Source organism: Vitiosangium sp. GDMCC 1.1324, from assembly GCF_003044305.1.
Taxonomy (GTDB): domain Bacteria; phylum Myxococcota; class Myxococcia; order Myxococcales; family Myxococcaceae; genus Archangium.
The window spans coordinates 17,069-38,946 of sequence record NZ_PZOX01000021.1; the positions used below are offsets into that span (position 1 = coordinate 17,069).

Here is a 21,878-nt window from a genome sequence, read left to right on the forward strand (position 1 = left end):
GACTGGAACATACCATGCCCCGAATCTCACTCGAAACAGTCGTGTCCCTGCCGCCTCGTCCCATTTCACGGCGAGTCGCTCGCGAGTTGCTGCGGCTCGCCTTCGAGGAATTCCAGTGGTTCAAACCCGCCCAGTATGGCTTTGGCAGTAGAAACCCTCCTCCCGAGGGTCCCATCGAATATGACTATATCCTCGAGGCTCTCAGCTCCAAGGGTTCCGCCATCGTCATCGGGCGCACGGACGACTACTTCCTGTTCCTGGGTGTGCCGGAAGAGCCCTATCGGCATATTGGCAAATTCTCATGGGTCGTTCCCGCGAGAAAGGCCGCCAAGGCGAGCTGGCGCGAAGAGCATCAACGGCAGGTGGTGCACTTGATGCAACTGCTCGATTCGCCCTTGGCATACTCCGCCTTGGTCAATGACATCGAGGCCAAGGGGAACAGACTGGTCAAGAAGGAATTCGGCTCGTCGCTGGAGTTCACGGTGAGCAACTACAGCCAGGGCCTGGCGGGGGTGTACTGGCGCAACTTCTATGGAGCGCCCTTCATCCGGCTATTCGGGGAGCGGCTGCGAGCACTCCCGCCCGAGTGCGTCACCTGGCTGGGGGAGGAGCGCGTCCTGGTCCAGCCCTACGGATTGCCCACCGAGGCCGGCAGCGAGGAGGCTCGAACGCAGGAGCGCCGCTTCATCCACCTGCTCGGCCCCGAATGTTTCTACGATTTCGAGCACCACCTCGTGCCCACCCGCGTGCCTGAGCGACTGCCCACCCCGGACGACTGGCCCGTATGGTCCGTGACTCGGCTGAAGGAGGACCCATGAGCAGCCCATCGAGCCGGAATCTCTTCCTGATCGCGGTGCCGTGGCTGCTCATGCTGAGCCACTGCCGCAAATCCGAGCCCAACGTGCCGCCCCCCGTGAACTGCGGCGAGGATTTCGGCTGCCTCATCCGGCGAGCCGAGCACTGCGAACCGGCCTCGGCGCTCATTCGCCAGAAGTTGAGAAAGTACCCGCAGACCGTAGACACCCTGGCTCGCTACGAGGTGGTGGGTGGGGTGCAGATGCAATGCCACGTCCGCCGCACCCAGGTCGAGCCGCCACCTCCCCCACCGCTCGATGCCAAGGCCCAGAAAGAGTTGATGGAGCGACGTATCAGCCAATCCTTCGTGGGTATCCCCCGCACGCCCAAGTACATTCCCGGGGAGCTGCCTGCCCCCTACATGCAGTGCCTGTACCCCCATGAGCAGGTCGCTGCGGTGCTGAAGCGCGTACAGCAGGCGGCCTCGACCCAAGAGGACCTCGACCGTTGCTACCCGGGCAACGGAGGCTGTGAGAACACTCCTCTTCCTGTGCTGGGAATCGGCTGCATGCTGGATGAGTGTGTGCTCGGCCGGTGGAGCTACTCCTGTGATGAGGAACTGGGGAACGGCAAGTTCATCATCCACAAGTGCTACGGAACTCGACTCTCCGACGAGAACCCCCACTGCCCCCTGCTGTGCAAGAACGGTGAACACGAGTTGGACTGCGAAATGCGGCAGCGCAAACAGATACTGGAGCGAGCAGGCTTGTTGCCCTGAACCCACTGCTGCGGAGTCCGGCCATCGTGTTCACCCGGATTCGTGGTGGATACGCCCAGAGCACGCGATATGTCCGCGAACCTCCTGCGTTTCGAGGTGTGCAGAACGCAGCTCACACGCTCACAGGGAGGGTCCGGACATATGGTTGGAGGTTTCTGGCGTCAGGCGATGGTGGTCGTGGCATGCATGCTCATGGGTTGCAACCCGGGGGAATTGACCCCGAACGGCGGCGGGGTGGTCTCGCGGGCAGGCGCGCTGAGTTCGAGGAAAGCGCCCCAGGCGACCGAGGCGCTGCGGTACCCGCACAAGCTCATCATCCCCATCCAGGACTTCTACCCGGAAGGGATTGCCCACGCGGCCGATGGAACCTTCTACATTGGCAGCGCCAACACGGGCATGGTGGTGCGCCAGCGGCCCGGCAGCCTCTGGGCCGAGCCCTTCCTGCCAGCCACCGGGCGCACCGTCGTCGGCATGAAGGTCCAGGACTCCACCCAGACCCTGTGGCTGTGCGAGCTGGACCTGAGCCAGCCCACGCCGGGCGCGCTGAAGGCCTATGACCTGGCGACGCGCAAGCTCCGCGGCTCCTGGCCGATTCCGCAGGAAGGGCTGTGCAACGACCTCACGCTCGATGCCCGGGGGAACGTCTATGTCACCGCCCCGTTCCTGGGAGTCATCCACCGGCTGCGCACCGGAGGCTCGCAATTGGAGACATGGGCCGCGGATCCGCGCTTCATCCCGCCCCCGGGCAACTTCGGCCTCAACGGCATCGCCTGGGACGACGGCGTCGTCTACGTCGTGAAGTACGACAGTGGAGAGCTGTTCCGTGTCGGCCTCAACGCGGACGGCTCGGCGGGAGCCGTCACCCGCATCACCACCGATGCGCCGCTGGGCTTCCCGGACGGCATCCTGACGCTCGCTCCCGGCGTGCTCCTGGTGGTGGACAACGACAACGGCCTGCTCAAGCGCGTGGACCTGTCCGGCGACACGGGCCACGTCACCCTCCTGGCCACCGGGTTGGACAACCCCACCACGGTCGCCCTGCATGATGGGGATGCCTTCGTCGTCCAGTCCCAGTTCGACCACCTCATCGGTATCGACCGGACCCCACCGGACATGCCCTTCGTGGTGAAGCGCGTCTGGCTGCGGTAGCTCCCGGCGCTCACTTTCCGGCCCACGGGAGAGGACGTGGGCCGCCCGCGCGGCGCATGGCGGTGGACGACAGAGGGAAGGCCAGCTCCAGTGCATTCGCCGCCTCAGCCAGCGAGCCGTGCGAGGCCTCGATGCGCGCGAACCGTGCTCGCACCTGCTCCATGACGTCCACCGGGAGCAGCCGCCGCACCATCGGGAAGAAGCGCGCCTCCTCCGCCTCCGTGTGACCCCGGTGCAGCCGCACATAGCGCTCCGCGAGCGCATACAGTTCCTCGGACTCCTTCTCACCCCGAGCCACCGCTCGCGCTGCCTCGCGCAACTCCCCGGCCAGCTCACGCCCCACCTCGTGCTGCGCGGAGAGCCCCGCCAGGACACCCTCGCCCAGGGGCATCCCCCGTGCGGTGATGGCCTGGAAGACCTCGCCCTCCTTCGCGTCATGGCTCCCGTCCACGAAGGTGAGCAGGAAGTGCGCGACGCGCTCGAAGAGCACCGGGAACACGTTCCCTCCTCCGCGCCCGTGCGCCACAGCATGCTCGAGCAGTTCCATGATGCGCTCGATGTGGCGATGCTCATTCACCAGGATGTCGATGGCGTCCATGCTCACACCGTCCGGGAGAAGCGGGGCCGCTCGGCCCGGCGCAGGTAGGCGTCGAACACCATCGCCACGTTGCGCACGAACAGCCGCCCCAACGGAGTCACCTCGAGCTGGCTGCCCTCGCGGCGCACCAACCCGTCCTCTTCCAGCGGCCGCAGCCGCTCCAATTCCAGCGCGAAGTCGCGCGTGCCGTCCTCGCCCAGGTCCACCCAGAAGTTGCACATGAGCTGGGTGATGATGGAGCGGCGGCGCCTATCGTCCTCGGTGAGCTGGATGCCTCGCTCGGTGGCGAAGCGGCCCTCGCGCACGCGCTCGTAGTAGTGCGGCAGGGCGCGGACGTTCTGCGCGTAGGCCCCGCCCACGTCACTGATGCCCGTGGCCCCGAGCGCCACCACGTCCGACGCGGCCTTCACCGTGTAGCCCTGGAAGTTCCGCCCCAGCGAGCGCCGCTCCTGTGCGCGGGACAGCTCGTCCTCGGGGACGGCGAAGTGGTCCATGCCGATGGGCCGGTAGCCCGCCTCCACGAAGGAGGCCCAGGCGGCGCGGAACAGTCCCAGCTTGGTGTGCGCATCCGGCAGGGCCTCGGCCGGCATGCGCTTCTGGTGCTTCAGCACATCCGGAATGAAGGCGAACGAGTACACCGCGAACCGGTCCGGCCGCAGCGCCAGCACCTGCTGCAGCGTGCGCGCCCAGCTCTCCGGAGTCTGGTACGGCAACCCGTAGATGAGATCGAAGTTCACCCCGGAGAAGCCGAGCCCGCGCGCATGCTCCAGCAGGGCCTGGGTCTGCTCGAAGGGCTGGTGGCGGTTCGTCACCAGCTGCACCTTCGTGTCGAAGTCCTGCAACCCCATGGAGACACGGTTGAAGCCGAGTTGCCGCAGCAGGGAGAGCTGCTCCGGAGAGGTGACGGCCGGGTGCACCTCGATGGCCACCTCGGCATCTGGAGACACGGAGAGATGCCGGGTGAGCCCGCTCCACAGCCGCTCGATCTGCGCCTCGGTCAGGAACGTGGGCGTGCCGCCGCCCCAGTGCACCTGGGACACCTTGCGCCTGGGGCCCAGCCGGACCACCACCTGCTCCAGCTCCTGGAGGACACGGTCGATGTAGACGTCCGCGGTGCTCCGGTCCTGGGAGACGACCACGTTACACCCGCAGTACCAGCACAGGCTGCGGCAGAACGGCAGGTGCACGTACAGGGAGAGGGGCTCCTCGGGGCCGACGCGGCCCGCCACATCGAGCCGCTCGGCATAGTGCTCGGTGCCGAAGTCGTGCTTCCACTCGGGGGCGGTGGGGTAGCTGGTGTAACGCGGGCCGGCGACGTCGTACCGCCGCATCAGCTCTTCGGAAGGAGTAGGGATTTCCATGGACGCGACCATTGGAATCCCAGTCATTCCAAGCACCGTGCCAGCCTCGAGCCCTCGGAGCACCCGTGCCGAGGGCATCTCCGGGCGCAAGGGCTGCGCCCGGACGCAAGTGTTGCGCTTCAGACCTCCATCGGCCCGGCTATCGGCCTAGAGTGGGAGGCCCCAGGAATCGGGCCTCCAGCCGCTTCACCTGCCCGGACGCCTGGTCGGTGACTTCAATCTGGAAGACGAAGGGGAAGCGCTGCGTCCGCGCCACGGTGACGAAGAGCGGCAGCCGGAAGCTCTCCAGGGAGCCGAGCTTCACCTCCTGCTGAGCCACCACGACGGAGGCCGGCACCGGGCTGTCCACACGGACCGTGAAGGTGGACTCGACCGGGTTCTTGTTCACCAGGTGCAGCTCGAACTGGTTGCGCACCGTGGTGTCCTCCAGGAAGTAGGGCAGCCCCTGGAAACGCAGCAGGTTGGCCTCGAAAGGCGTACGGCCCACCAGACCCACCGTGAGCGCGACGGCGGAGCTCAGCAACAGACCGCCGTAGAGGAGCAGGCGCGGCCGGAGGACCCTGCGGGGCTGACCCGCCAACCCATTGAGCGAGTCATAGCGGACGAGCCCCTTGGGGCGTCCCAGCTTCTCCATCACCTCGTCACAGGCGTCCACACACTGCGCGCAGGCGATACAGTCCATCTGCAAGCCATTGCGGATGTCGATGCCCGTGGGGCAGGCGATGACACACTTGCGGCAGTCCACACAGTCGCCCTGGCGCGGGGCATCCGGAACGCCCAGCCTCGCCTTCACCAGCCTGCCACGTGGCTCGCCCCGGCCGAGGTCATAGCCAATGATGAGCGAATCCCTGTCCTGCATGGCCGACTGCAGACGCCCGTAGGGACAGAGCACCACGCACAACTGTTCGCGGAACCAGGCGAAGTTGAAGTACAGCGCGCCCGTGACGGCCATGGCCCAGACGAAGGGCACGCCATGCCCACCGGGCCCCTCGCGCACCATGGTGTCCAGGTCCTTCACCGAGATGAAGAGCGCCAGCGCCACGTGCGCCAGCAACCATGACACAGCGAGGAACGCACCGTGCTTCGCCACCGCGCGCAGCACCCGGTCCGGCGTCCACGGCCCGGCGGCCATCCGCAGGCGGCGCTCGCGAGGGCCGTCAATCCATCTCTCGATCCGCCGGTAGACGCCCTCGAGGAACACCGTCTGCGGGCAGGCCCAGCCGCACCACACCCGGCCGAGCCACGCCGTGGCGAAGAGCAGGGAGAAGCCAGCGGTGGTGAGCAGGAAGAGGACGATCCAGAAGTCCTGCGCGTTGAAGGTGCTCCCGAAGAGGTAGAACCGGCGCGCGGCCACGTCCAGGTGGACGGCGGGGTGGCCCCCCACCCGGAGAAACGGCAGCACGACATAGATGGCGATCAGCACCGCGTAGACGATGCGCCGCCAGTGGACGAAGCGGCCGCGCACGTCCGAGGGGTGGATGGCCACGCGCGAGCCATCCGGCCGGATGGAAGAGAGGTGCCCGGTACCCGGCTCCGGAGCTCGAGGTTGCATGTGTCCCCTCCCCTACTGCTCCGGCTCGCCCTGGGGGGCCTTGCCGGGCACATGGGTGTTCTTGAGCGTCAGGACGTAGGCGACGATGGAGCGCACGCGCTCGGCGCCCAGCGTCGGGCCCCAGGCGGGCATTCCCTTGACCACCACGCCCTCGGACACCGTCTTGTGGATGTCCACGGGCTTGCCGCCGTGCAGCCAGAACCCATCCGTGAGGTTGGGACCGATGAGCCCCTCGCCCTTCTGGCCGTGACAGGAGGCGCACTGCTGCGTGAACTGCGCCTTGCCCTGGTCCACGGCCCCCGGGTCCTGCATCAGCGCGAGCAGCGCCTCGTCCGACACGGGCTTGCTGGCGGCGGCCTTGCGAGCGACTTCGGCGGCCTCGGCCTTCTCGGCCTTGTACGTCTCGAGCGAGCCAGGGCCCATGCCGCTCACGTGGTAGTAGAACCAATAGCCAAAACCAAAGACGAGGGTGGTCCAGAGGAGGAACAGCCACCAGTTGGGCAGGTGGTTGTCCATCTCCTCGATGTCGTCATAGACGTGGAGAACACCCGGCTTGTCACTCGAGCTCATGGTCGGTCCTCGCGCCGCGGGAGTCGGAAATCACCGCGCCCGGTTCAGCCAGCGGCAGCCGTGCGAGCGCGTCGTAGTCCTGCCCCCGCCGCACGAACAGCACCCACGCCGTCACGCCGAGGAAGACCGCGAAGAAGAGAAGCAGGGTGAAGAGCGGGAGATGGACCAGGTCCATTCCCTGGTAGAACTGGCGCCACATCAGGGAGTTCCTCCCGCCGTCGAGGCCGTCTTGACACCGCTCGGAGCCGGCGGGACGTCCTGGGGCCCGCGCCCGAGCCGCTGCAGATAGGAGATGAGGGCCACCATCTCCGAGTCCCACGCCACCTGGATGCCCTGACTGGCGAGGTCCGCGGTGATGGTCTCCGCCTGGGCCTTCTGGCGGGACTCGGCCCCGTCGACATCGGCGTTCGTGTAGGGCACGCCGAGTTTCTGCATCAACACCAGCTTCTTGGGCGCCAGCTTGACGTCGATCCGGTTCTCCGCGAGCCATTGATACGGCGGCATGTTGGAACCGGGGCTGGTGGCACGCGGATCCATCAGGTGCGTGTAGTGCCAGAGATGGGGGTACTTGCCACCCACGCGGTGCAGGTCCGGACCCGTGCGCTTGCTGCCCCACTGGAACGGATGGTCGTAGATGAACTCCTCGGCCCGGGACACCTCGCCATAGCGCTGCGACTCGGCGAGGAAGGGACGGATCATCTGCGAATGACAGACGTAGCAGCCCTCGCGCACGTACAGATCCCTGCCTTGCAGCTCCAGCGGCGAGTACGGCTGCTGCGCCTCGCCGTGCGCCGGCACCGCCTGCTTGATGAGGATGGTGGGCAACAACTCCGCCACGCCGCCAATGAGGATGGCGAGCAGGGTGAGGACCGTGAAGGCCAGCGGGCGGCCCTCGATGAGGGCGAACCAGGAGGGCGCACCGGACTCGCGTTTGCGCCGGGCGATGATCCACGCGAACTCGCCCAGGGCCACGATGGCGCCCATGAGGGTGATGGCGCGCACCGGGCCACTCCAGCCCAGGAAGATGCTGACACCGATGATGGCCAGCGCGAACAGGAGCGGCCAGCCCGTGACCACGGCCACCCAGGCGGGCCTGCCCGCCACTCCGGACACCGGAGCCTTCTCCTCGACCACCACCGTGGTTTCACCATCCACCGCCCGACCGGAGCGGGCCGTCTTCCAGAGGTTCCACACCATGAGGAAGAAGCCGAGCAGGTAGAGCGAGCCGCCGAGGAAGCGGACGATGTACATGGGCCGGATGGCGATCAGCGTCTCCACGAAGCTCGGATAGAGCAGCGTCCCGTCCGGGTTGGTGGCACGCCACATGAGGCCCTGATTGATGCCCGAGGCCCACATCGCGACGATGTAGAGCAGGATGCCCACCGTGCTCGTCCAGAAGTGCAGGTCGGCGGCCTTCACCGAGTACAGCTTCGTGCCGTACAGCCTGGGCACCAGCCAGTAGAACATGCCGGCCGCCATGAGGCCGTTCCAGCCCAGGGCGCCACCGTGCACGTGGCCGATGATCCAATCCGTGTAGTGGCCGAGCGCGCTCACCGCCTTGATGGAGAGCAGTGGGCCCTCGAAGGTGGCCATGCCGTAGAAGGTGACGCCGGCGATGAGGAACTTGATGACGGGATCCTCCCGCAGCTTGTGCCAGGCGCCGCGCAGGGTGAGCAGGCCATTGAGCATGCCGCCCCAGGAGGGGGCCCACAGCATGACGCTGAAGATCATTCCCAATGACTGCGCCCAGTCGGGGAGCGCGGTGTAGAGCAGGTGGTGCGGACCGGCCCAGATGTAGATGAAGACCAGGGCCCAGAAGTGGATGATGGAGAGCCGGTACGAGTAGACCGGGCGCTCGGCGGCCTTGGGCAGGAAGTAATACATGATGCCCAGGATGGGCGTGGTCAGGAAGAAGGCGACCGCGTTGTGGCCATACCACCACTGCACCAGCGCATCCTGCACGCCGGCGTAGACGGAGTAGCTCTTCAGCGGACTGAGCGGCAACGCCAGACTGTTGACGATGTGCAGCACCGCCACCGTGATGATCGTGGCGATGTAGAACCAGATGGCGACGTAGAGGTTCTTCTCGTTGCGCTTCGCCAGCGTCCAGAAGAAGTTGATGGCGAACACCACCCAGATGAGCGCGATGGCGATGTCGATGGGCCACTCGAGCTCGGCGTACTCCTTGGAGGTGGTGATGCCGAGCGGCAGCGTCACGGCCGCCGCGACGATGATGGCCTGCCACCCCCAGAAATGGATTTTGGAGAGGAGGTCGGACGCCATCCGCGTCTTCAACAGACGCTGGGTGGAATAGTAGACGCCCGCGAACATCATGTTGCCCACGAACGCGAAGATGACCGCGTTGGTGTGCAGCGGGCGCAGGCGGGAGAAGGTCAGATAGGGAATGCCGAAGTTGAGCTGCCACCAGGCGAGCTGGGCGGCGACGATGCACCCCACCAGCATGCCCACCACGCCGAACAGCAGCGAGGCGGCGATGAACCGCCGGGTGGTGGTGTCGTCGTAGATGATGCGTTGCTGTTGCACGAGATCACCTCGGGAATTCACTGTTGCGGCTTGGATTCGGAGGACTCCGCCGGCGTCGGACGGGCGGTGTCCTCCTCGAGCGGGAAGAGGGCCAGGCGGTCGGAGTGCTCGTAGTCGCGGTGCCGCACGCTGAAGGCGTAGAGCAACACCGAGCCCGCCACGAGCATCAGGCTGACGAAGACCTGCAAGACGATGACATTCATGCGGGCACCTCCTTCAACGCTCGCGGCTCGCCACCGGCCAGGCTCTGGCGGCGGGCGGAGAGGCTCGCGAGGGTGAAGAGGATGAGGGAGAGGGAGCTGAGCGGCATGACCACGGCCGCGCGCAGGGGCGTCATCAGCCCGGCGAGGCTCACCGACACCGTCACCACGTTGTAGGCGAGCGCGAGACCGAGCAACCGGTGCACCACCTGGCGCAGCCGGCGGGAGAGCTCCAGCGCCTCGCGGATGGCCGAGAGGCCCTCGCCCATGAGGAAGAAGTCCGACTTGCCCGGCAGCACCGGCCTGTCGATGGCTGGCGTGCCCGCGCAGAAGGCGCGCTCGAAAGCGAGGCTGTCATTGACGCCGTCACCCAGATAGAGCGTGTCCGACTGGTCGATGCGCGCCACCACCTCGGCCTTGTCCTCGGGCCGCTGGCCCCCGAGCGCGTGCTCCACCGGCACCGCCAGGGCCTCGGCCATGGCACGCACCCGCTCGGGCGCATCGCCTGAGATGAGCCATACCTCGTGTCCGGCCTCGCTCAGCGCTTGGATCTCCCGGCGGGCGTCGGCGCGCACGGACTCGCGCAGGGCGAAGGTGGCCAGCGGCTGACCATTCAGAGTGAGGACGGTCCCCTCCAGCCCTCGGGCACCGGGCGCCGCCCACACTGGGGCCCCCAGCCGCCACGTGCCCTCCTCCCGGAGCAACTCCAGACCTTGTCCGGGATGCTCCGTCACCTGAGCGCCGGAGGAGAAGCGAGCACCCGTACGAGAGAGAGCCGCGGCGAGACATCGGCTCACCGGATGGTTGCTGCGCGCGGCCATGTCGAAGGCCACGTCTCGCACCTCTGGCGCGAGTGCCTCCACGGCCTCGCGGTCCACCAACTCCAGCCGTCCGAGCGTCAACGTGCCCGTCTTGTCGAAGAGCACCTTGCGCACACGGGGCAACCGGTCCAGCAGATCCTGACCGCGCACGAAGAGGCCGAGCCGGCGCAGGCGCGTCTGGGTGAGCTCATAGGCGAGCGGCACGGCGATGCCGATGGCGCAAGGGCACGTCACCACGAGGAGGGCCACGGCCACCTGGAGCGCCTTGTCATGTCCCCGTGGCAGCCAGAGCACGAGCCCCAGCACTGAGACGAACAGCACGGAGAGCACCCAGCGGCGGGACACCGAATTCCAGAAGCGCGCATGGGCGGGCACCCGGCTGGCGGCCGAGGGGGTCTGGCGCAACAGGGCCACCAGCGGCGAGTCCTGGAAGTCCGTCCGGGCCCGCAGGTGGGCGGCGGCTCGGGCCGCGTTGAAGGCACCGGCGGGCACCTCGCCCCCCCGCTCCACCGCGCGCACGTCCGGCTCGCCGGTCACCCAATCCGTGGAGAAGCTGGCGCGCGCATCGAGCAACTCGGCGTCCACGGGCACCAGCTCACCCGGGGCGATGACGAGCACATCGCCCGAACGCAGCTCGGCGGCGCGCACCGTGACGAGCCTGTCCCCCTCCTGCCTGCGGGCGAAGAGTCCCTCCGCGCCATCATCCTCCAGCAGGAAGCGGCGGTTGCGCTCGAGGACGCGCTGCTGCAACCAGCGGCCCACCAGCATCAAGGTGACGAAGGTGTTGAGCGTGTCGAAGTAGGCGAGGTCTCCCCGTCCATCGCGCGCCTTCAGCAGCGAGGTGGAGAAGACGAGCAGGATGCCCAGGGCGATGGGGAGATCCAGATGGAGGACGCCACTGCGCAGCCCGCGCCAGGCGGAGCGGAAGAAGGGCCAACCGCCCACCAGCACCACGCCGGTGGAGAGCCACACACTGAGCTGGCTGAAGAGGGAGAAGACCTCACCATCGGCCGGGGTGAGCCCCACGTAGAAGCTCACCGAGAAGAGCATCACATTCATCGTGATGGCGGCGCAGATGCCAAGCCGGATGGGCAGATCGTGCGAGGCGGACTCGGAGTGCTTGCGGCTGGGGCCGAAGAGGTAGCCGAAGCCCTCGACGGAGCGGAGGAAGCCAGCCACATCGAAAGCTCCCTTGCGCCAGGCGAGCCGCACCTTGCCGAGCGCCGGATTCACGGTGAGCGAGGCCCCACCGGGATGGCGGCAGAACAGCTCGTTCATCAACCAGACGCATGCGGCGCAGTGGATTCCCTGCACATCCAGCTCGAGCGCGCAGACGGAGCCGGTGGAAGCCTCGGCGCGGATGATGAGCGGCTCCAGCCACGCGAAGCCGCGATCGCGTCTGGGCTCGGGAGCCGGGGCCGCCCTGCCATCGGCCAGCGAGTAGTACCGGGTGAGCCCCTGGTCCACGAGGAGACGGTGGACGGCCTCGCAACCCGCGCAGCAGAAGTCCGTCAGCGGCGAGCCCTCGGGAACGGGGCTGCCGCAGTGACGGCACGAGGCCGCGAGGCGCTCGATTGGCGGGGAGACCGGCATCGCTCCGGGCCCCTTGCGAACGGCATGCCCATTGCCATGGAGCGAGGCATGATTCCGGCATTTCCCGATCTCGAAGGCGTGTGGGCGCAGCTCACGGCGGCCCCGGTGGTGGTGGCGGGAGCCGCGGGCGCGCTGATGGTGGGCGTCACCGGCAGCGTGCACTGCCTCCTCATGTGCGGGCCGCTGGCGTGCGCTGGATTGCCAGGAGTGAAGGGCCCGGAGCGATGGCGCGCGGTGCTCGCCTATCAGAGTGCGCGCGTGGGGGCATACGCACTGGTGGGCGGGCTGCTGGGAGCGCTGGGCGGAGGCGTGACGCGAGCCCTGGCGGTGTCGACACGGCCGTATCTGCCGTGGGTGATGGCGGCGGCGCTGGTGGCCTCGGCGCTGGAGTTGGGCAAGCGGCTGCGCCCGCTGCCGGGGCTGTCTCACCTGGCCCGCGCGGTCACCCGGGCGGGCGCAAAGTTTTCGCTTTTGAGCAAAGCGGGCGCAATGGGTGCGGTGACACCGCTGTTGCCGTGTGGCCTGCTCTACGGGGTGTACGCGGCGGCGCTGGCCAGTGGCTCCTTTGGAGGAGGAGTGCTGTTGATGGGAGCCTTCGCCCTGGGAGGGCTGCCCGCGCTGCTGGGAGCCCAGCTCCAGACGGGCTTATGGCAGCGGCAACCGCGCATGGCCGCGTTCGTGCTCAAACGAGCGGTGCCGCTGGTCGCCGCGGCGGTGCTCATCTACCGGGCCGTGGGCGTCAACACGGGCCACCCGAGCTGCCACTGAGCGCCCTGCCCTCTTCCAGGAGCCCAACGGGTTCGAATCCCGTCGGGCCTTGGGGTGTTCTATCTCCACCGGCATCCAGTCAATGACCTTCCACTTCACCGCCATCTTCAACATCATCGAGAGCGTGGAGAGGCAGTTGTTGACCGTCTTCACGCTGCGGCCCTGGAGGGCAGCATTGAGCTGCTGCACGTCCTCGTCGGCAAGGGCATCCAGCCGCTTCGTCCCGAACCGGGGCAGCAGGTGGTTGCGGAAGTGCGACTCCTGCAAGTCATCGGAGCAGCGGAGAGCCAGTGGCTCGCCATCGACACCGCCAGTAGTGGTGGATTCTTTCGAGCCGTGAACCAGATACAGAGCTCACCTCTCGTGGCTCCGGAGTCATAGGCCCTGCGCGGGAAGTGTGGTACGAGAGGACGCTTTTGGTAACCGGAGGCTCGCTTTGACGTTGTTTCGTGTATGTCTGACTTCGCTGCTGGTATTGATGGTCTCCTGCGGCGATTCGAATCCAGCGGAGATTCCTGATACCGGGCAAACCCCGCCGGACGCAGGCACCACGACGCGCGACGCCGGCGACGAGACACCGGACGCGGGCCCCGAGACGCCGGATGCAGGCAATGAAATTCCGGACGCGGGCTCCGAGATGCCGCCAGATGCAGGCCCCGAGACGCCGGATGCAGGCAATGAAATTCCGGACGCGGGCTCCGAGATGCCGCCAGACGCAGGCCCCGAGACGCCGGATGCAGGCGATGAAACTCCGGACGCGGGCCCCGAGATGCCGCCAGACGCGGGTCCCGAGACACCGGATGCAGGCAATGCAACTCCGGACGCGGGCCCCGAGATGCCGCCAGACGCGGGCCCCGAGACACCGGATGCAGGCAATGCAACTCCGGACGCGGGCCCCGAGACACGAGATGCTGGGACGTCAGACGGGGGCTCCGAGACGCCGGACGCCGGCGAACCTTCCCAGGTGAACGTCATCGACAACTGGGGCTTCGAGGAATGGCCCGGTGCGCTTCCGGCGCGGTGGTTCGGGAGCACGTCGAACATCGCCAGCGACGGGGTACAGAAGGAGACGGCGCGTGCCTTCGAAGGCGTGAACGCGGTCCGCCTGTCCAATCCATCGGGCACGCACAAGCGCTTCAGCACCCAGGCGAAGTCGATGCCCGCCGGCCGCTACTCCTGCACCTTCCAGGCTCTGGGCAGCGGCGATATTCGAAACGCCTTCTTCTCCAACGACTACTCCACCTACTCGGCCTACACCACCCTCAATACTCAGACGTGGACTCGGTTGACGTACAACTTCAACCTCGCCAACGACGTCTTCGACACCTTCGAGCTCATCTTCAGCGTCCGGAATACCAGCGGCGAGCACCTGCTCATCGATGACGTGCGCTGCATGCGGGCCCCCGAGCCGTGTGACTCGGTCCGCTGCGAAGTCTGGGAGCGTTGTGTGAATGCCACCGCGACCTGCGAGCCGCTCTCCGGCCGCTGCTACGACGCCGCGGACTGCAGCGAGTGGCAGGCCTGCGATGAGACCCATACGTGTGTGGTGGCTGAGAATCGCTGCGTCCGCCACGCGGATTGCGCGGGGACTCCGGAGACGCCGGTCTGCGATACCGCCACGCATCTCTGCGTCGAAGGCGACCCTTGTGCTGGTGTCACGTGCAGCCACCCCGCGATGAGCTGCAATCCCACGACCGGCCTGTGCGAGCTGGCCGAAGGAGCCTGCTTCACGACCTATGACTGCCACGGTGAGCTGCCAGCCTGCGACGCGGCAACCCGGCGGTGCGTTGCCGCCAGCCACCCTGCGAACATCATCCGCAATGGTGGATTCGAGAACTGGAGCACCCGTTACATCCCCTACTACGGGAACCAGTTCGTCCCTGATTCCTGGTACGGCCTCGACAACGGCCTCACGGACCCGGGCACCGAGATCAAGCCCTCGCGCCTCGCGCTCTACACGACCGCCGTGCACGGCGGCTCGGCGGCGTTGCAATTCGTCGTCCCCATCCAGGCCGCCGAGCGCTTCTCCCTCGAGAAGTTCAACGTAGCGAGCGGCAACTACTCCTGTTCGTATCGGGTGCGCGGCCATGGCACCATTCGCCATCGCAGCTACTCGAGCGGCGGCTGGAGCCCTCAGACGGAGTTCCTCGCCGTCGACAGCAACGAGTGGCAGACGGTGTTCTTCCGCTTCACCGGCAACGTGCGCGACTGGCGCCTGTTCTTCTATCCGAGCCGCAGCGTGGCCGACCGCGACCATCTCCAGGTCGACGACGTCGTCTGCACGAAGGACTAGGGCAAGGAGTTCAGGGCCTGGACCCGCCAGGCCCTCCTCCTGGGCGCCTTCGAAGTCACTCCGATGGCCACGGTGCGCGAGGTGTTCGAGACCAACACCTTCGGCGTGATGGCGATGACGCAGGCCGTGCTCCCCCAGTTCCGCGCGCGCAAGTCGGGAGTGATCGTGAACGTGACCACGAGCGCGGCGCTGGCGCCCATGCCGCTGGTGGCCGTGTACACCGCGAGCAAGACGGCCATCGAAGGGTTCACCGCGTCGCTCGCGTTCGAGCTCGAGGCCTTCCAGGTGCGGGTGAAGCTGGCGGAGCGAATCTTCGCTTCACTCAGGCAACTGACCGCGGTGACAAAGGAGTCCGACGTGGCAGAAGGGGTGTGGCGTGCCGCGAACGACTCGACGGGGAAGCTCCGCTTCCCAGCCGGTCCGGACGCGGTGGCTCTGGCTCAGGCGACGTGACCGCGCTCGTCGATGATGAGGATCGTACGGAGATACGAGACCGCCCTGGGTAACCCGAAAGTAACGAGGCTGGAGTGAGCCTGCCCCCACTACTTGCCGCTGCCAGGACTGGTGGCGTCGAGTTCCACGGCGATGAGCGTCTGTCCCTCGCGCTGGAAGCGGGCGCGAACCTGCGAGCCCTCGGGGAGGGCGCTCGCCTCCACCTTCTTGCCATCCAGCATCACGACCGTGTCCTGACGTACCTCTAAGCTCGAGTCCTTCCGGTTCGGACGCGAGATGGTCACGGAGTTGTCGTTCGCGCTCTTGACCGTGCCGGCGGCATTGTAGGTTGTCTGAGCCTGGGGGGCCTCCGTGCCTGTGGAGGGGGAAGTCGATGGGGCCGGTGGCTGCTCGGCCATGGCAACGGAGCCCAGGGTGACGACGAGCGCGACGAGAAGCTTCCTCATGTGAATTCCTCCCGGTGTGGTTGATGAACTGCTGGGCAACATGGGGAGCCGCGTCGGCCGCGTCCTCGTCCAAAAGGGCTTCAGGTCATGGCTGCCTGGTGGGTAGAGCGGTGGACAGGCGATCCTCAGAGGCGCGTCCTGAGCTACGCCAGCACCCGCCGCCTTCCTCCGCACCTCGGGTAGGAGAAGACGTCGATGTCGAACGTCCTCCTGAGCAACTCGGCGAAAGTCTCCTCGCGGCGTCTTCTCCTTCATCGGCTCCTTGCTGACCGCTGCCTGGGTCGCCACGCTCGCCTTCTCCGCGCCTGCTTGGGGGCTCGCTACGTTCGCCTCCTCCGCACCTGCTTGGGGGACGCCTCACGCGTCCCCGGCTCGACGAAGTCTGGCAGCGACTTCACGAGCCCAGGCACATCCAGCCAGCCGCACCGCTCGTGGATCAACACCCAACCGGTCTCCCTGCTGTGGAGCACCCGGCTCATGGCGTCCGCCAGGGACAACTTCCACTTCTCGCGGGTCCACTGGACGGCCCTGGCCAGGGAGCCGTCCTTGGGCCGGGCCCACACATTGAACTCCGTTGGCTGTTCCGACATCTCGCCCTCCTCGCTACTCTCCAGGCGGCCAATCCAACCGCCCCGCCCATCGTGACATGCCACCTCTTCACGGCGGATGCACCTTGAGGCGGGGCCCGCTGCAAGAGGAGCTTGATCGATGCCGGTCGTGCGTACAGTCCCCCTGCTCGCCCTGTTGATGGGCGGCACCCTGGCCTCCATGGCCCATGCCCAGACCCAGACCCAGACCCGGGTTCCACCGCCGCCCGTCCCCGCGCCCGCGCCGCAGGTGAATCCCCTGGAGCGGACCATCCGAGTGGAGGGCACGGGCGAGGTGAAGGTCGCGCCGGACGAGGCCTTCATCGACCTGGCGATGGAGACGCTGGCGCCCACGGCGAAGGCGGCGTCGGAGGAGAACGCGCGGAAGATGGACAAGGTCGTCGCCGCGCTGATGCAGGCGGGGATTCCGCGCAAGGAAATCGAGACGCGCAACTTCACGGTGTTCCCCGAGTACGAGCCGCAGCCGAGGCCGGACGTGGCGCCGAAGCTGAAGGGCTACCGGGTGAGCAACCAGGTGGAGGTGCACGTGCGCGAGCTGGCGCGGGTGGGGACCCTGCTGGACACGGCGTTGGGGGCGGGGGCGAACCGGGTGGACTCGGTGCGCTTCGGGTTGAGCAAGCCGGAGACCGTGCAGGGCGATGCGCTGCGCAACGCGGTGGAGCGGGCGAGGCAATCGGCGCAGGTGCTGGCGTCGGCGCTGGGCGTGAAGCTGGGGCCGGTGCTGGACGCGAGCACGGTGACGGAGCCGCAGCGTCCCATTCCGGTGGCGGCGCGCTTCGAGTTGGCCCGCGCGAGCGCGGCGGACGTGACGACCCCCATCCAGCCGGAGGAGCAGACGGTGACGGCGCGGGTGACGCTCATCTACGCCATCGAGTCCGGGCAGGGCCGGTAGGAACAGCGAGGGGCGCGCCCTGGAGGCAGTGAGCCCTCCAAGGTCTCTGTTTCAAGCCCTAGCGAGGCGGATCCACGTAGCGGTAGGGGATTGGGCCTGTTGGCTCTGTGGTGGCGTAAGCCTCAACACCACGCGGCCTGGGTTGACTCTTGCGCCGGGGCCAGGCTCACACCTGCCGGGAGCTGGCCAATGGCTCCTTTGGAGGAGGAGTGCTGTTGATGGGAGCCTTTGCCCTGGGAGGGCTCCCCGCACTGCTGGGAGCCCAACTCCAGACGGGCTTATGGCAGCGGCAACCGCGCATGGCCGCGTTCGTGCTCAAACGAGCGGTGCCGCTGGTCGCCGCGGCGGTGCTCATCTACCGGGCCGTGGGCGTCAGCGCGGGCCACCCGAGCTGCCATTGAGCGCCCTGCCCTCTTCAGCGGCTTGAACGCCGCTAAAAAGTGTGAAACTCGAACTTAGAGGCTCTCGACCCGTTGCCGGATGAGCGCCTGCGCCTGCGGCACCTTCAGCTCCCCGAGGAGCAGGTCATCTCCCACCTGCTCGAGGGTGCCGAGGAGATCCCGGGTGGTCTCGTCGAGCCAGCGGTCGGAGCCCTGGGGTCTGAACTCCGCGAGCAGCGTGCGAACGAGCGTGAACGAGGCCCGCCGTCCCTGTCGATACGTCTCGTTTACACTGTGGTCGACGAGCGCGTGCGCGAACAGCGCCCTCCCGGCCGTCGCATCGAGACGCGCATCGTCATCGGTCGGTAGCAGCGCGAGCAGCGTGTGGACGAGCGAGGGGGACTTCGCGCTCGAGGGCGCCTGCCTCAGCGCCGCCTCGACGCGCCGTCCAACACGCCGCGCGAGGAGCCGGATCGCGTGCTGGACGAGCGCGTTCCTTGACGGAAAGAAGTGCTGCACCAGGCCTTTCGAGACCCCCGCCTCCGCCGCGACCGCGCCGTAGCTGACCGCGTCCATCCCATGGGTCGCTATCAGGCGGAGCACCGCGAGGCCGAGGTCGTCCTGCCTCGTCTCGGATTCGTTCGCTCTGGTCGTCACGCTGCTCCTCCTGCACTCCGGGCCGCACGATGCGTCCGCCGATACGATCGTATTGCTTTGATGCTATCAGCGCGATACGATCGTATCGCGATTTCGAAGCGACGAGGCGAAGAATGACGGTCGGTGGTTTCAGGAGCGAGGTCGGACAGGCGCGGTTCGTGTCGGCGTACGCCGAGGGCATGCGGCTCCTTCCCGCGCCGACGCGGGAAGCCGACGTTCAGACTTCGTTCGGGACAGTTCGCGCGTACCAGTTTGGCGAGCTCGACCGGCCCCCCCTCGTGTTGATGCCTGGGAAGGCCTCGAGCACGCCGCTGTGGGCGACGAACCTCGCGACGCTGATGCCACTCAGGCCGGTCATCTGTCTCGACATCTTGGGGGAGCCTGGGCTGTCGGTTCAGACGAGGCCCATCCGCAGCGCGGAGGACCAGGCTCAGTGGCTCGACGAGGCGCTCGGCGTTCTCGGCGTGCCCCGGGCGCACCTGCTCGGCGTTTCCTTCGGCGGCTGGTGCGCCGTGAATCTGGCGATCCGTCGACCTGAGCGGGTCGCGACGCTCATCACGCTCGACCCGGCGAACACCTTCGCAACGATCGGATTGAAGGTCATCCTCTTCTCGCTCGCGACCATGCTGCCGGGCGTCCCCGAGCGCCTCCGCAATTGGTGTCTGAAGTGGATTGCCGGTGGCGCCGAAGCTCCCGAGAACACCCCGGAAGGAAAGCTCATCGCGCTCGGCATGAAGGAGTACGTCTCCAAGCTCCCTGCCCCCGAATATCCGACGGACGCCCAGCTCCGCTCGATCTCCGTCCCGACCCTCGTCCTCATTGCGGGGCGGAGCATCATCCACGACGCTTCCAAGGCAGCGAGGCGGGCGCGGCTCGTACCGAAGGCGGAGGTCGAAGTGTGGCCCGAGGCCTCCCACGCCATCAACGGTGAGTATCCGGAGCGGATTGCCGCGCGCGTCCGAACGTTCCTCGCCGAACGGTAGGCCAGGAGCTGGAGAGCCGGGACTGACCCGCACCTGCTTGGGGACGCCTCACGCGTCCCCGTTGTCCCCATCATGCCGCGTGAGCCGGATGGCCATCCCGTTCTGCACGCTGTCGATATACCAGCCCGCGCAGACGGGACACGGAGTCTCGGAGGAGCGGCTGCCGCGGAGGTAATGGAGCCCGTGGGTGGCGCAATACGCGTTGCAGCCTGCGGGAGAGTAACCCAGCTCGTACTCGGTGACCGCAGCCGAGCCTGGCTCGACGAAGTCTGGCAGCGACTTCACGAGCCCAGGCACATCCAGCCAGCCGCACCGCTCGTGGATCAACACCCAACCGGTCTCCCTGCTGTGGAGCACCCGGCTCATGGCGTCCGCCAGGGACAACTTCCACTTCTCGCGGGTCCACTGGACGGCTCTGGCCAGGGAGCCGTCCTTGGGCCTGGCCCACACGTTGAACTCCGTTGGCTGTTCCGACATCTCGCCCTCCCGCTACTCTCCAGGCGGCCAATCCAACCGCCCCGCCCATCGTGACATGCCACCTCTTCACGGCGGATGCACCTTGAGGCGGGCCCGCTGCAAGAGGAGCGTGCTCAAACGAACGGTGCCGCTGGTCGCTGCGGCGGTGCTCAGGCCGTGGGCGTCAACACGGGCCACCTGAGCTGCCACTGAGCACCCTGCCCTCTTCCAGGAGTCCGACGGGTTCGAATTCCGCCGGGGTCATCCTGAGGAGCCCAGCAATCTCGCGGTCAGACGTGCTCATCGTCCCGAACAATCGGACGGGTCAGATGATGGGGCCACCCGGTGCCATTCCAGTACGACCACGGATTCGCTTCCCCCCATCAGCAGGGGTTGGGTGCTCAAAACCAGCCGGCTCCCTTCCACGGTTGCCTTCCTTCTCTGCACGGTTCCTATCCAGTTCGGGAAGACGCTGCCCTTGATGTGATGGCAGACCGTCTCCGTCTGCTCGTCGGTCTCGTAGGTGCCGAAGTACACGGCGGCCCCGTCCAGCGCGCCCTTCGCCTCCTGCGCTGTGCCCCCCTTCAAGTCTGCGGATTTGAAGGGGGCGCGGTCCCGGCCCATGAGTTGCACCGCCATGTTCCCGTGGCGGTCATACATCAGAATCCCCAGGGGATTCTGCCCGTAGGGGTAGTTCCGGCTGCCATCAGGCAGGAGGCCCTCCACGGATATGAGCTGCCAGGTGCCAACGAGTCTGTCCTTGAGCATGGATTCTTCTCTTGCAGGGGGGATTGTTGCGTGACCATGCATCAGAGCCGGTGTGCTCGCGCATCCATGTGAAATGTGGCCAGGAGTTTGCCCTCGCTATTGTGGGCTGTGACCATGAAATGGTCGGCCCGTTCCCGTACACAGCTCAGATGCAGCGACTCCCCCGGAAGCGATGCGCGATTGCAGGTGAGAACACACTTGGTTATCTGATAGGCGTCGAACCCGGGGAAGTGGCGCAGAAGAGAACACGCGTTCCCACCAAGGATCGACACAGGACACATCGCCCGGATGGCGAAGTGGCCGGCGAAGTCCTCGCGGCGGAACCCGTCCAGGGTGGTGCGCAGCGCCTCACCGGGTTTCATCCATTCTATCCGCATCGGCCGCACGGGCTCCAAGTACGGGCTGTGCTGACCGGGAACCAGAGCAACCGCCGGTGCCGCGTCGGCCCCCTTGAGCTTCACGAACTCCTCTTCGTTGAGGCCAGCGCACTCCACCTCTGTAACTGCGTAGCGCTCACCCCCATCCGTGAAACATGTCACGGTCACCGTATAGAGGGGAAACCGCTTTGACCGCTCGATCCGGTCCACGCGCCCCACGCAGCGGAAGAAGTTCGCGGTGGTGGCCTGGACCGGAAACACCTGAATGTCTGCCTTGGTGGCAAGGTAGTAGTGCTTGGACTTGATCGGATTGGCTGCGGCGCAGGCCAGCACGCCATGGACTGCCATGGTGCGCAACCCCTCGGAGCAGCTCATCAATGTCGTCTCGGCGTAGCGCTGCTGCTCCGGCCTGAACTTGCTGTGTACAACACCATTGTCGACGGCAACATCATACACCTCAACATAGGGCGCGGATTCTCCGATCAGCTCGAAAAGGCTTTCCATCGAATTCACTCTTGTGTTCCAGTGCGTGGCAACTGTTTCTGTTGCGGTGGGGATGAGTGTTCACCAGGAGGAACTCAGAAACTGACCCCAGGAGCCCGTCTCCGCTGGCTCGCCGGGCGGCATCTTGAGGTTGTGTACCGCGCACGCCAGAGAGCAATCTGCTCGTCCTCCCGCTCCGGCTTCTCGCTCGCGGCAACTTCCAACAGGGCGGAGTGCTCCGGCGTCTTCGTCGAGGTGGTGCTCACTCTCCACCTTCAACCAGAACTCGCCTCCCCTCTGAAGAACCACCTGGGGAGTCACCCCTCTGCCCCACCCTCCACGGTGGGGTACTC

General features: G+C 66.8%; 23 protein-coding genes. 9 read left to right on the forward strand and 14 right to left on the reverse strand.

The features are described 5' to 3' along the window. Positions 1-14 precede the first annotated feature (14 nt). The 3 genes from DAT35_RS42905 to DAT35_RS42915 all read left to right on the forward strand — a co-directional run bounded on the left by DAT35_RS42905 (position 15) and on the right by DAT35_RS42915 (position 2,722). The gene (locus tag DAT35_RS42905) at positions 15-818 is read left to right on the forward strand and encodes a hypothetical protein (RefSeq protein ID WP_146210113.1); all 804 of its coding nucleotides are present in this window, start codon (positions 15-17) and stop codon (positions 816-818) included. After that, complete coding sequence (locus DAT35_RS42910) at positions 815-1,573, forward strand: hypothetical protein (protein WP_108075119.1); 759 nt, start codon at positions 815-817, stop codon at positions 1,571-1,573. The genes DAT35_RS42905 and DAT35_RS42910 overlap by 4 nt, the downstream gene beginning before the upstream one ends. A gap of 141 nt (positions 1,574-1,714) precedes the next feature. Further along, positions 1,715-2,722, forward strand: coding sequence for a hypothetical protein (locus tag DAT35_RS42915; RefSeq protein WP_146210114.1), 1,008 nt, complete (start codon positions 1,715-1,717; stop codon positions 2,720-2,722). Between the two features lie 10 nt (positions 2,723-2,732). Here the strand turns inward: DAT35_RS42915 and DAT35_RS42920 are convergent, their stop codons facing one another. The 8 genes from DAT35_RS42920 to DAT35_RS42955 form a co-directional block, all read right to left on the reverse strand. After that, on the reverse strand, positions 2,733-3,320 hold the full coding sequence (locus tag DAT35_RS42920) for a hemerythrin domain-containing protein (protein WP_108075121.1): 588 nt from the start codon (positions 3,318-3,320) through the stop codon (positions 2,733-2,735). A gap of 2 nt (positions 3,321-3,322) precedes the next feature. After that, on the reverse strand, positions 3,323-4,681 hold the full coding sequence (hemN, locus tag DAT35_RS42925) for an oxygen-independent coproporphyrinogen III oxidase (RefSeq protein ID WP_233262042.1): 1,359 nt from the start codon (positions 4,679-4,681) through the stop codon (positions 3,323-3,325). Between the two features lie 139 nt (positions 4,682-4,820). Next, positions 4,821-6,233 (reverse strand): cytochrome c oxidase accessory protein CcoG, encoded by a 1,413-nt coding sequence (gene ccoG, locus DAT35_RS42930; RefSeq protein ID WP_108075123.1) that lies wholly within the window; start codon positions 6,231-6,233, stop codon positions 4,821-4,823. 12 nt (positions 6,234-6,245) lie between these two features. Continuing rightward, positions 6,246-6,803 (reverse strand): cbb3-type cytochrome c oxidase N-terminal domain-containing protein, encoded by a 558-nt coding sequence (locus DAT35_RS42935; RefSeq protein WP_108075124.1) that lies wholly within the window; start codon positions 6,801-6,803, stop codon positions 6,246-6,248. Further along, positions 6,790-7,002 (reverse strand): CcoQ/FixQ family Cbb3-type cytochrome c oxidase assembly chaperone, encoded by a 213-nt coding sequence (locus DAT35_RS42940; protein WP_108075125.1) that lies wholly within the window; start codon positions 7,000-7,002, stop codon positions 6,790-6,792. Before DAT35_RS42940 ends, DAT35_RS42935 begins: the two co-directional genes overlap by 14 nt. Continuing rightward, entirely contained in the window at positions 7,002-9,347 is a 2,346-nt protein-coding gene (gene ccoN, locus DAT35_RS42945; RefSeq protein ID WP_108075126.1) for a cytochrome-c oxidase, cbb3-type subunit I, read from the reverse strand. The genes DAT35_RS42940 and ccoN overlap by 1 nt, the downstream gene beginning before the upstream one ends. Before the next feature lie 17 nt (positions 9,348-9,364). Next, complete coding sequence (locus DAT35_RS42950; RefSeq protein WP_108075127.1) at positions 9,365-9,550, reverse strand: cytochrome oxidase; 186 nt, start codon at positions 9,548-9,550, stop codon at positions 9,365-9,367. Then, complete coding sequence (locus tag DAT35_RS42955) at positions 9,547-11,961, reverse strand: heavy metal translocating P-type ATPase metal-binding domain-containing protein (protein WP_108075128.1); 2,415 nt, start codon at positions 11,959-11,961, stop codon at positions 9,547-9,549. The genes DAT35_RS42950 and DAT35_RS42955 overlap by 4 nt, the downstream gene beginning before the upstream one ends. Before the next feature lie 48 nt (positions 11,962-12,009). On the opposite strand from DAT35_RS42955, the gene DAT35_RS42960 reads away from it, so the two are divergent. The 3 genes from DAT35_RS42960 to DAT35_RS42970 all read left to right on the forward strand — a co-directional run bounded on the left by DAT35_RS42960 (position 12,010) and on the right by DAT35_RS42970 (position 15,475). Further along, on the forward strand, positions 12,010-12,729 hold the full coding sequence (locus DAT35_RS42960) for a sulfite exporter TauE/SafE family protein (RefSeq protein ID WP_108075286.1): 720 nt from the start codon (positions 12,010-12,012) through the stop codon (positions 12,727-12,729). Positions 12,730-13,165: 436 nt separating this feature from the next. Continuing rightward, positions 13,166-15,022 carry an invertase recombinase-like protein gene (locus DAT35_RS42965; protein ID WP_108075129.1) on the forward strand — a complete coding sequence of 619 codons (1,857 nt, stop codon included), beginning with the start codon at positions 13,166-13,168 and terminating at the stop codon, positions 15,020-15,022. 39 nt (positions 15,023-15,061) lie between these two features. Continuing rightward, positions 15,062-15,475, forward strand: a complete 414-nt coding sequence (locus tag DAT35_RS42970; RefSeq protein ID WP_255415249.1) for an SDR family NAD(P)-dependent oxidoreductase — start codon at positions 15,062-15,064, stop codon at positions 15,473-15,475. Positions 15,476-15,564: 89 nt separating this feature from the next. On the opposite strand, the gene DAT35_RS42975 is transcribed toward DAT35_RS42970, so the two are convergent. Together DAT35_RS42975 and DAT35_RS42980 are read right to left on the reverse strand one after the other, a co-directional pair. Then, positions 15,565-15,921, reverse strand: coding sequence for a hypothetical protein (locus DAT35_RS42975; RefSeq protein WP_108075130.1), 357 nt, complete (start codon positions 15,919-15,921; stop codon positions 15,565-15,567). Positions 15,922-16,241: 320 nt separating this feature from the next. Continuing rightward, entirely contained in the window at positions 16,242-16,511 is a 270-nt protein-coding gene (locus DAT35_RS42980) for a hypothetical protein (RefSeq protein ID WP_108075131.1), read from the reverse strand. 118 nt (positions 16,512-16,629) lie between these two features. Between DAT35_RS42980 and DAT35_RS42985 the strand changes: the two genes are divergently transcribed. Together DAT35_RS42985 and DAT35_RS42990 are read left to right on the forward strand one after the other, a co-directional pair. Continuing rightward, a complete protein-coding gene (locus DAT35_RS42985; protein WP_108075132.1) occupies positions 16,630-17,421 on the forward strand; it encodes an SIMPL domain-containing protein in 792 nt (263 codons plus the stop codon). A 218-nt stretch (positions 17,422-17,639) separates the two neighbouring features. Next, positions 17,640-17,822: a hypothetical protein gene (locus DAT35_RS42990; protein ID WP_108075133.1), complete on the forward strand. Its 183-nt coding sequence runs from the start codon at positions 17,640-17,642 to the stop codon at positions 17,820-17,822. 54 nt (positions 17,823-17,876) lie between these two features. On the opposite strand, the gene DAT35_RS42995 is transcribed toward DAT35_RS42990, so the two are convergent. Continuing rightward, complete coding sequence (locus DAT35_RS42995) at positions 17,877-18,458, reverse strand: TetR/AcrR family transcriptional regulator (protein WP_108075134.1); 582 nt, start codon at positions 18,456-18,458, stop codon at positions 17,877-17,879. Between the two features lie 113 nt (positions 18,459-18,571). Here DAT35_RS42995 and DAT35_RS43000 point away from each other — a divergent pair, with 113 nt between their 5' ends. Then, positions 18,572-19,441, forward strand: coding sequence for an alpha/beta fold hydrolase (locus DAT35_RS43000; protein ID WP_108075135.1), 870 nt, complete (start codon positions 18,572-18,574; stop codon positions 19,439-19,441). Between the two features lie 48 nt (positions 19,442-19,489). On the opposite strand, the gene DAT35_RS43005 is transcribed toward DAT35_RS43000, so the two are convergent. The 3 genes from DAT35_RS43005 to DAT35_RS43015 form a co-directional block, all read right to left on the reverse strand. After that, on the reverse strand, positions 19,490-19,918 hold the full coding sequence (locus DAT35_RS43005; protein ID WP_108075136.1) for a hypothetical protein: 429 nt from the start codon (positions 19,916-19,918) through the stop codon (positions 19,490-19,492). Positions 19,919-20,197: 279 nt separating this feature from the next. Then, positions 20,198-20,665, reverse strand: a complete 468-nt coding sequence (locus DAT35_RS43010) for a lipocalin-like domain-containing protein (protein ID WP_158502120.1) — start codon at positions 20,663-20,665, stop codon at positions 20,198-20,200. 41 nt (positions 20,666-20,706) lie between these two features. After that, positions 20,707-21,546: a hypothetical protein gene (locus tag DAT35_RS43015; protein ID WP_108075138.1), complete on the reverse strand. Its 840-nt coding sequence runs from the start codon at positions 21,544-21,546 to the stop codon at positions 20,707-20,709. Between the last annotated feature and the right edge of the window lie 332 nt (positions 21,547-21,878).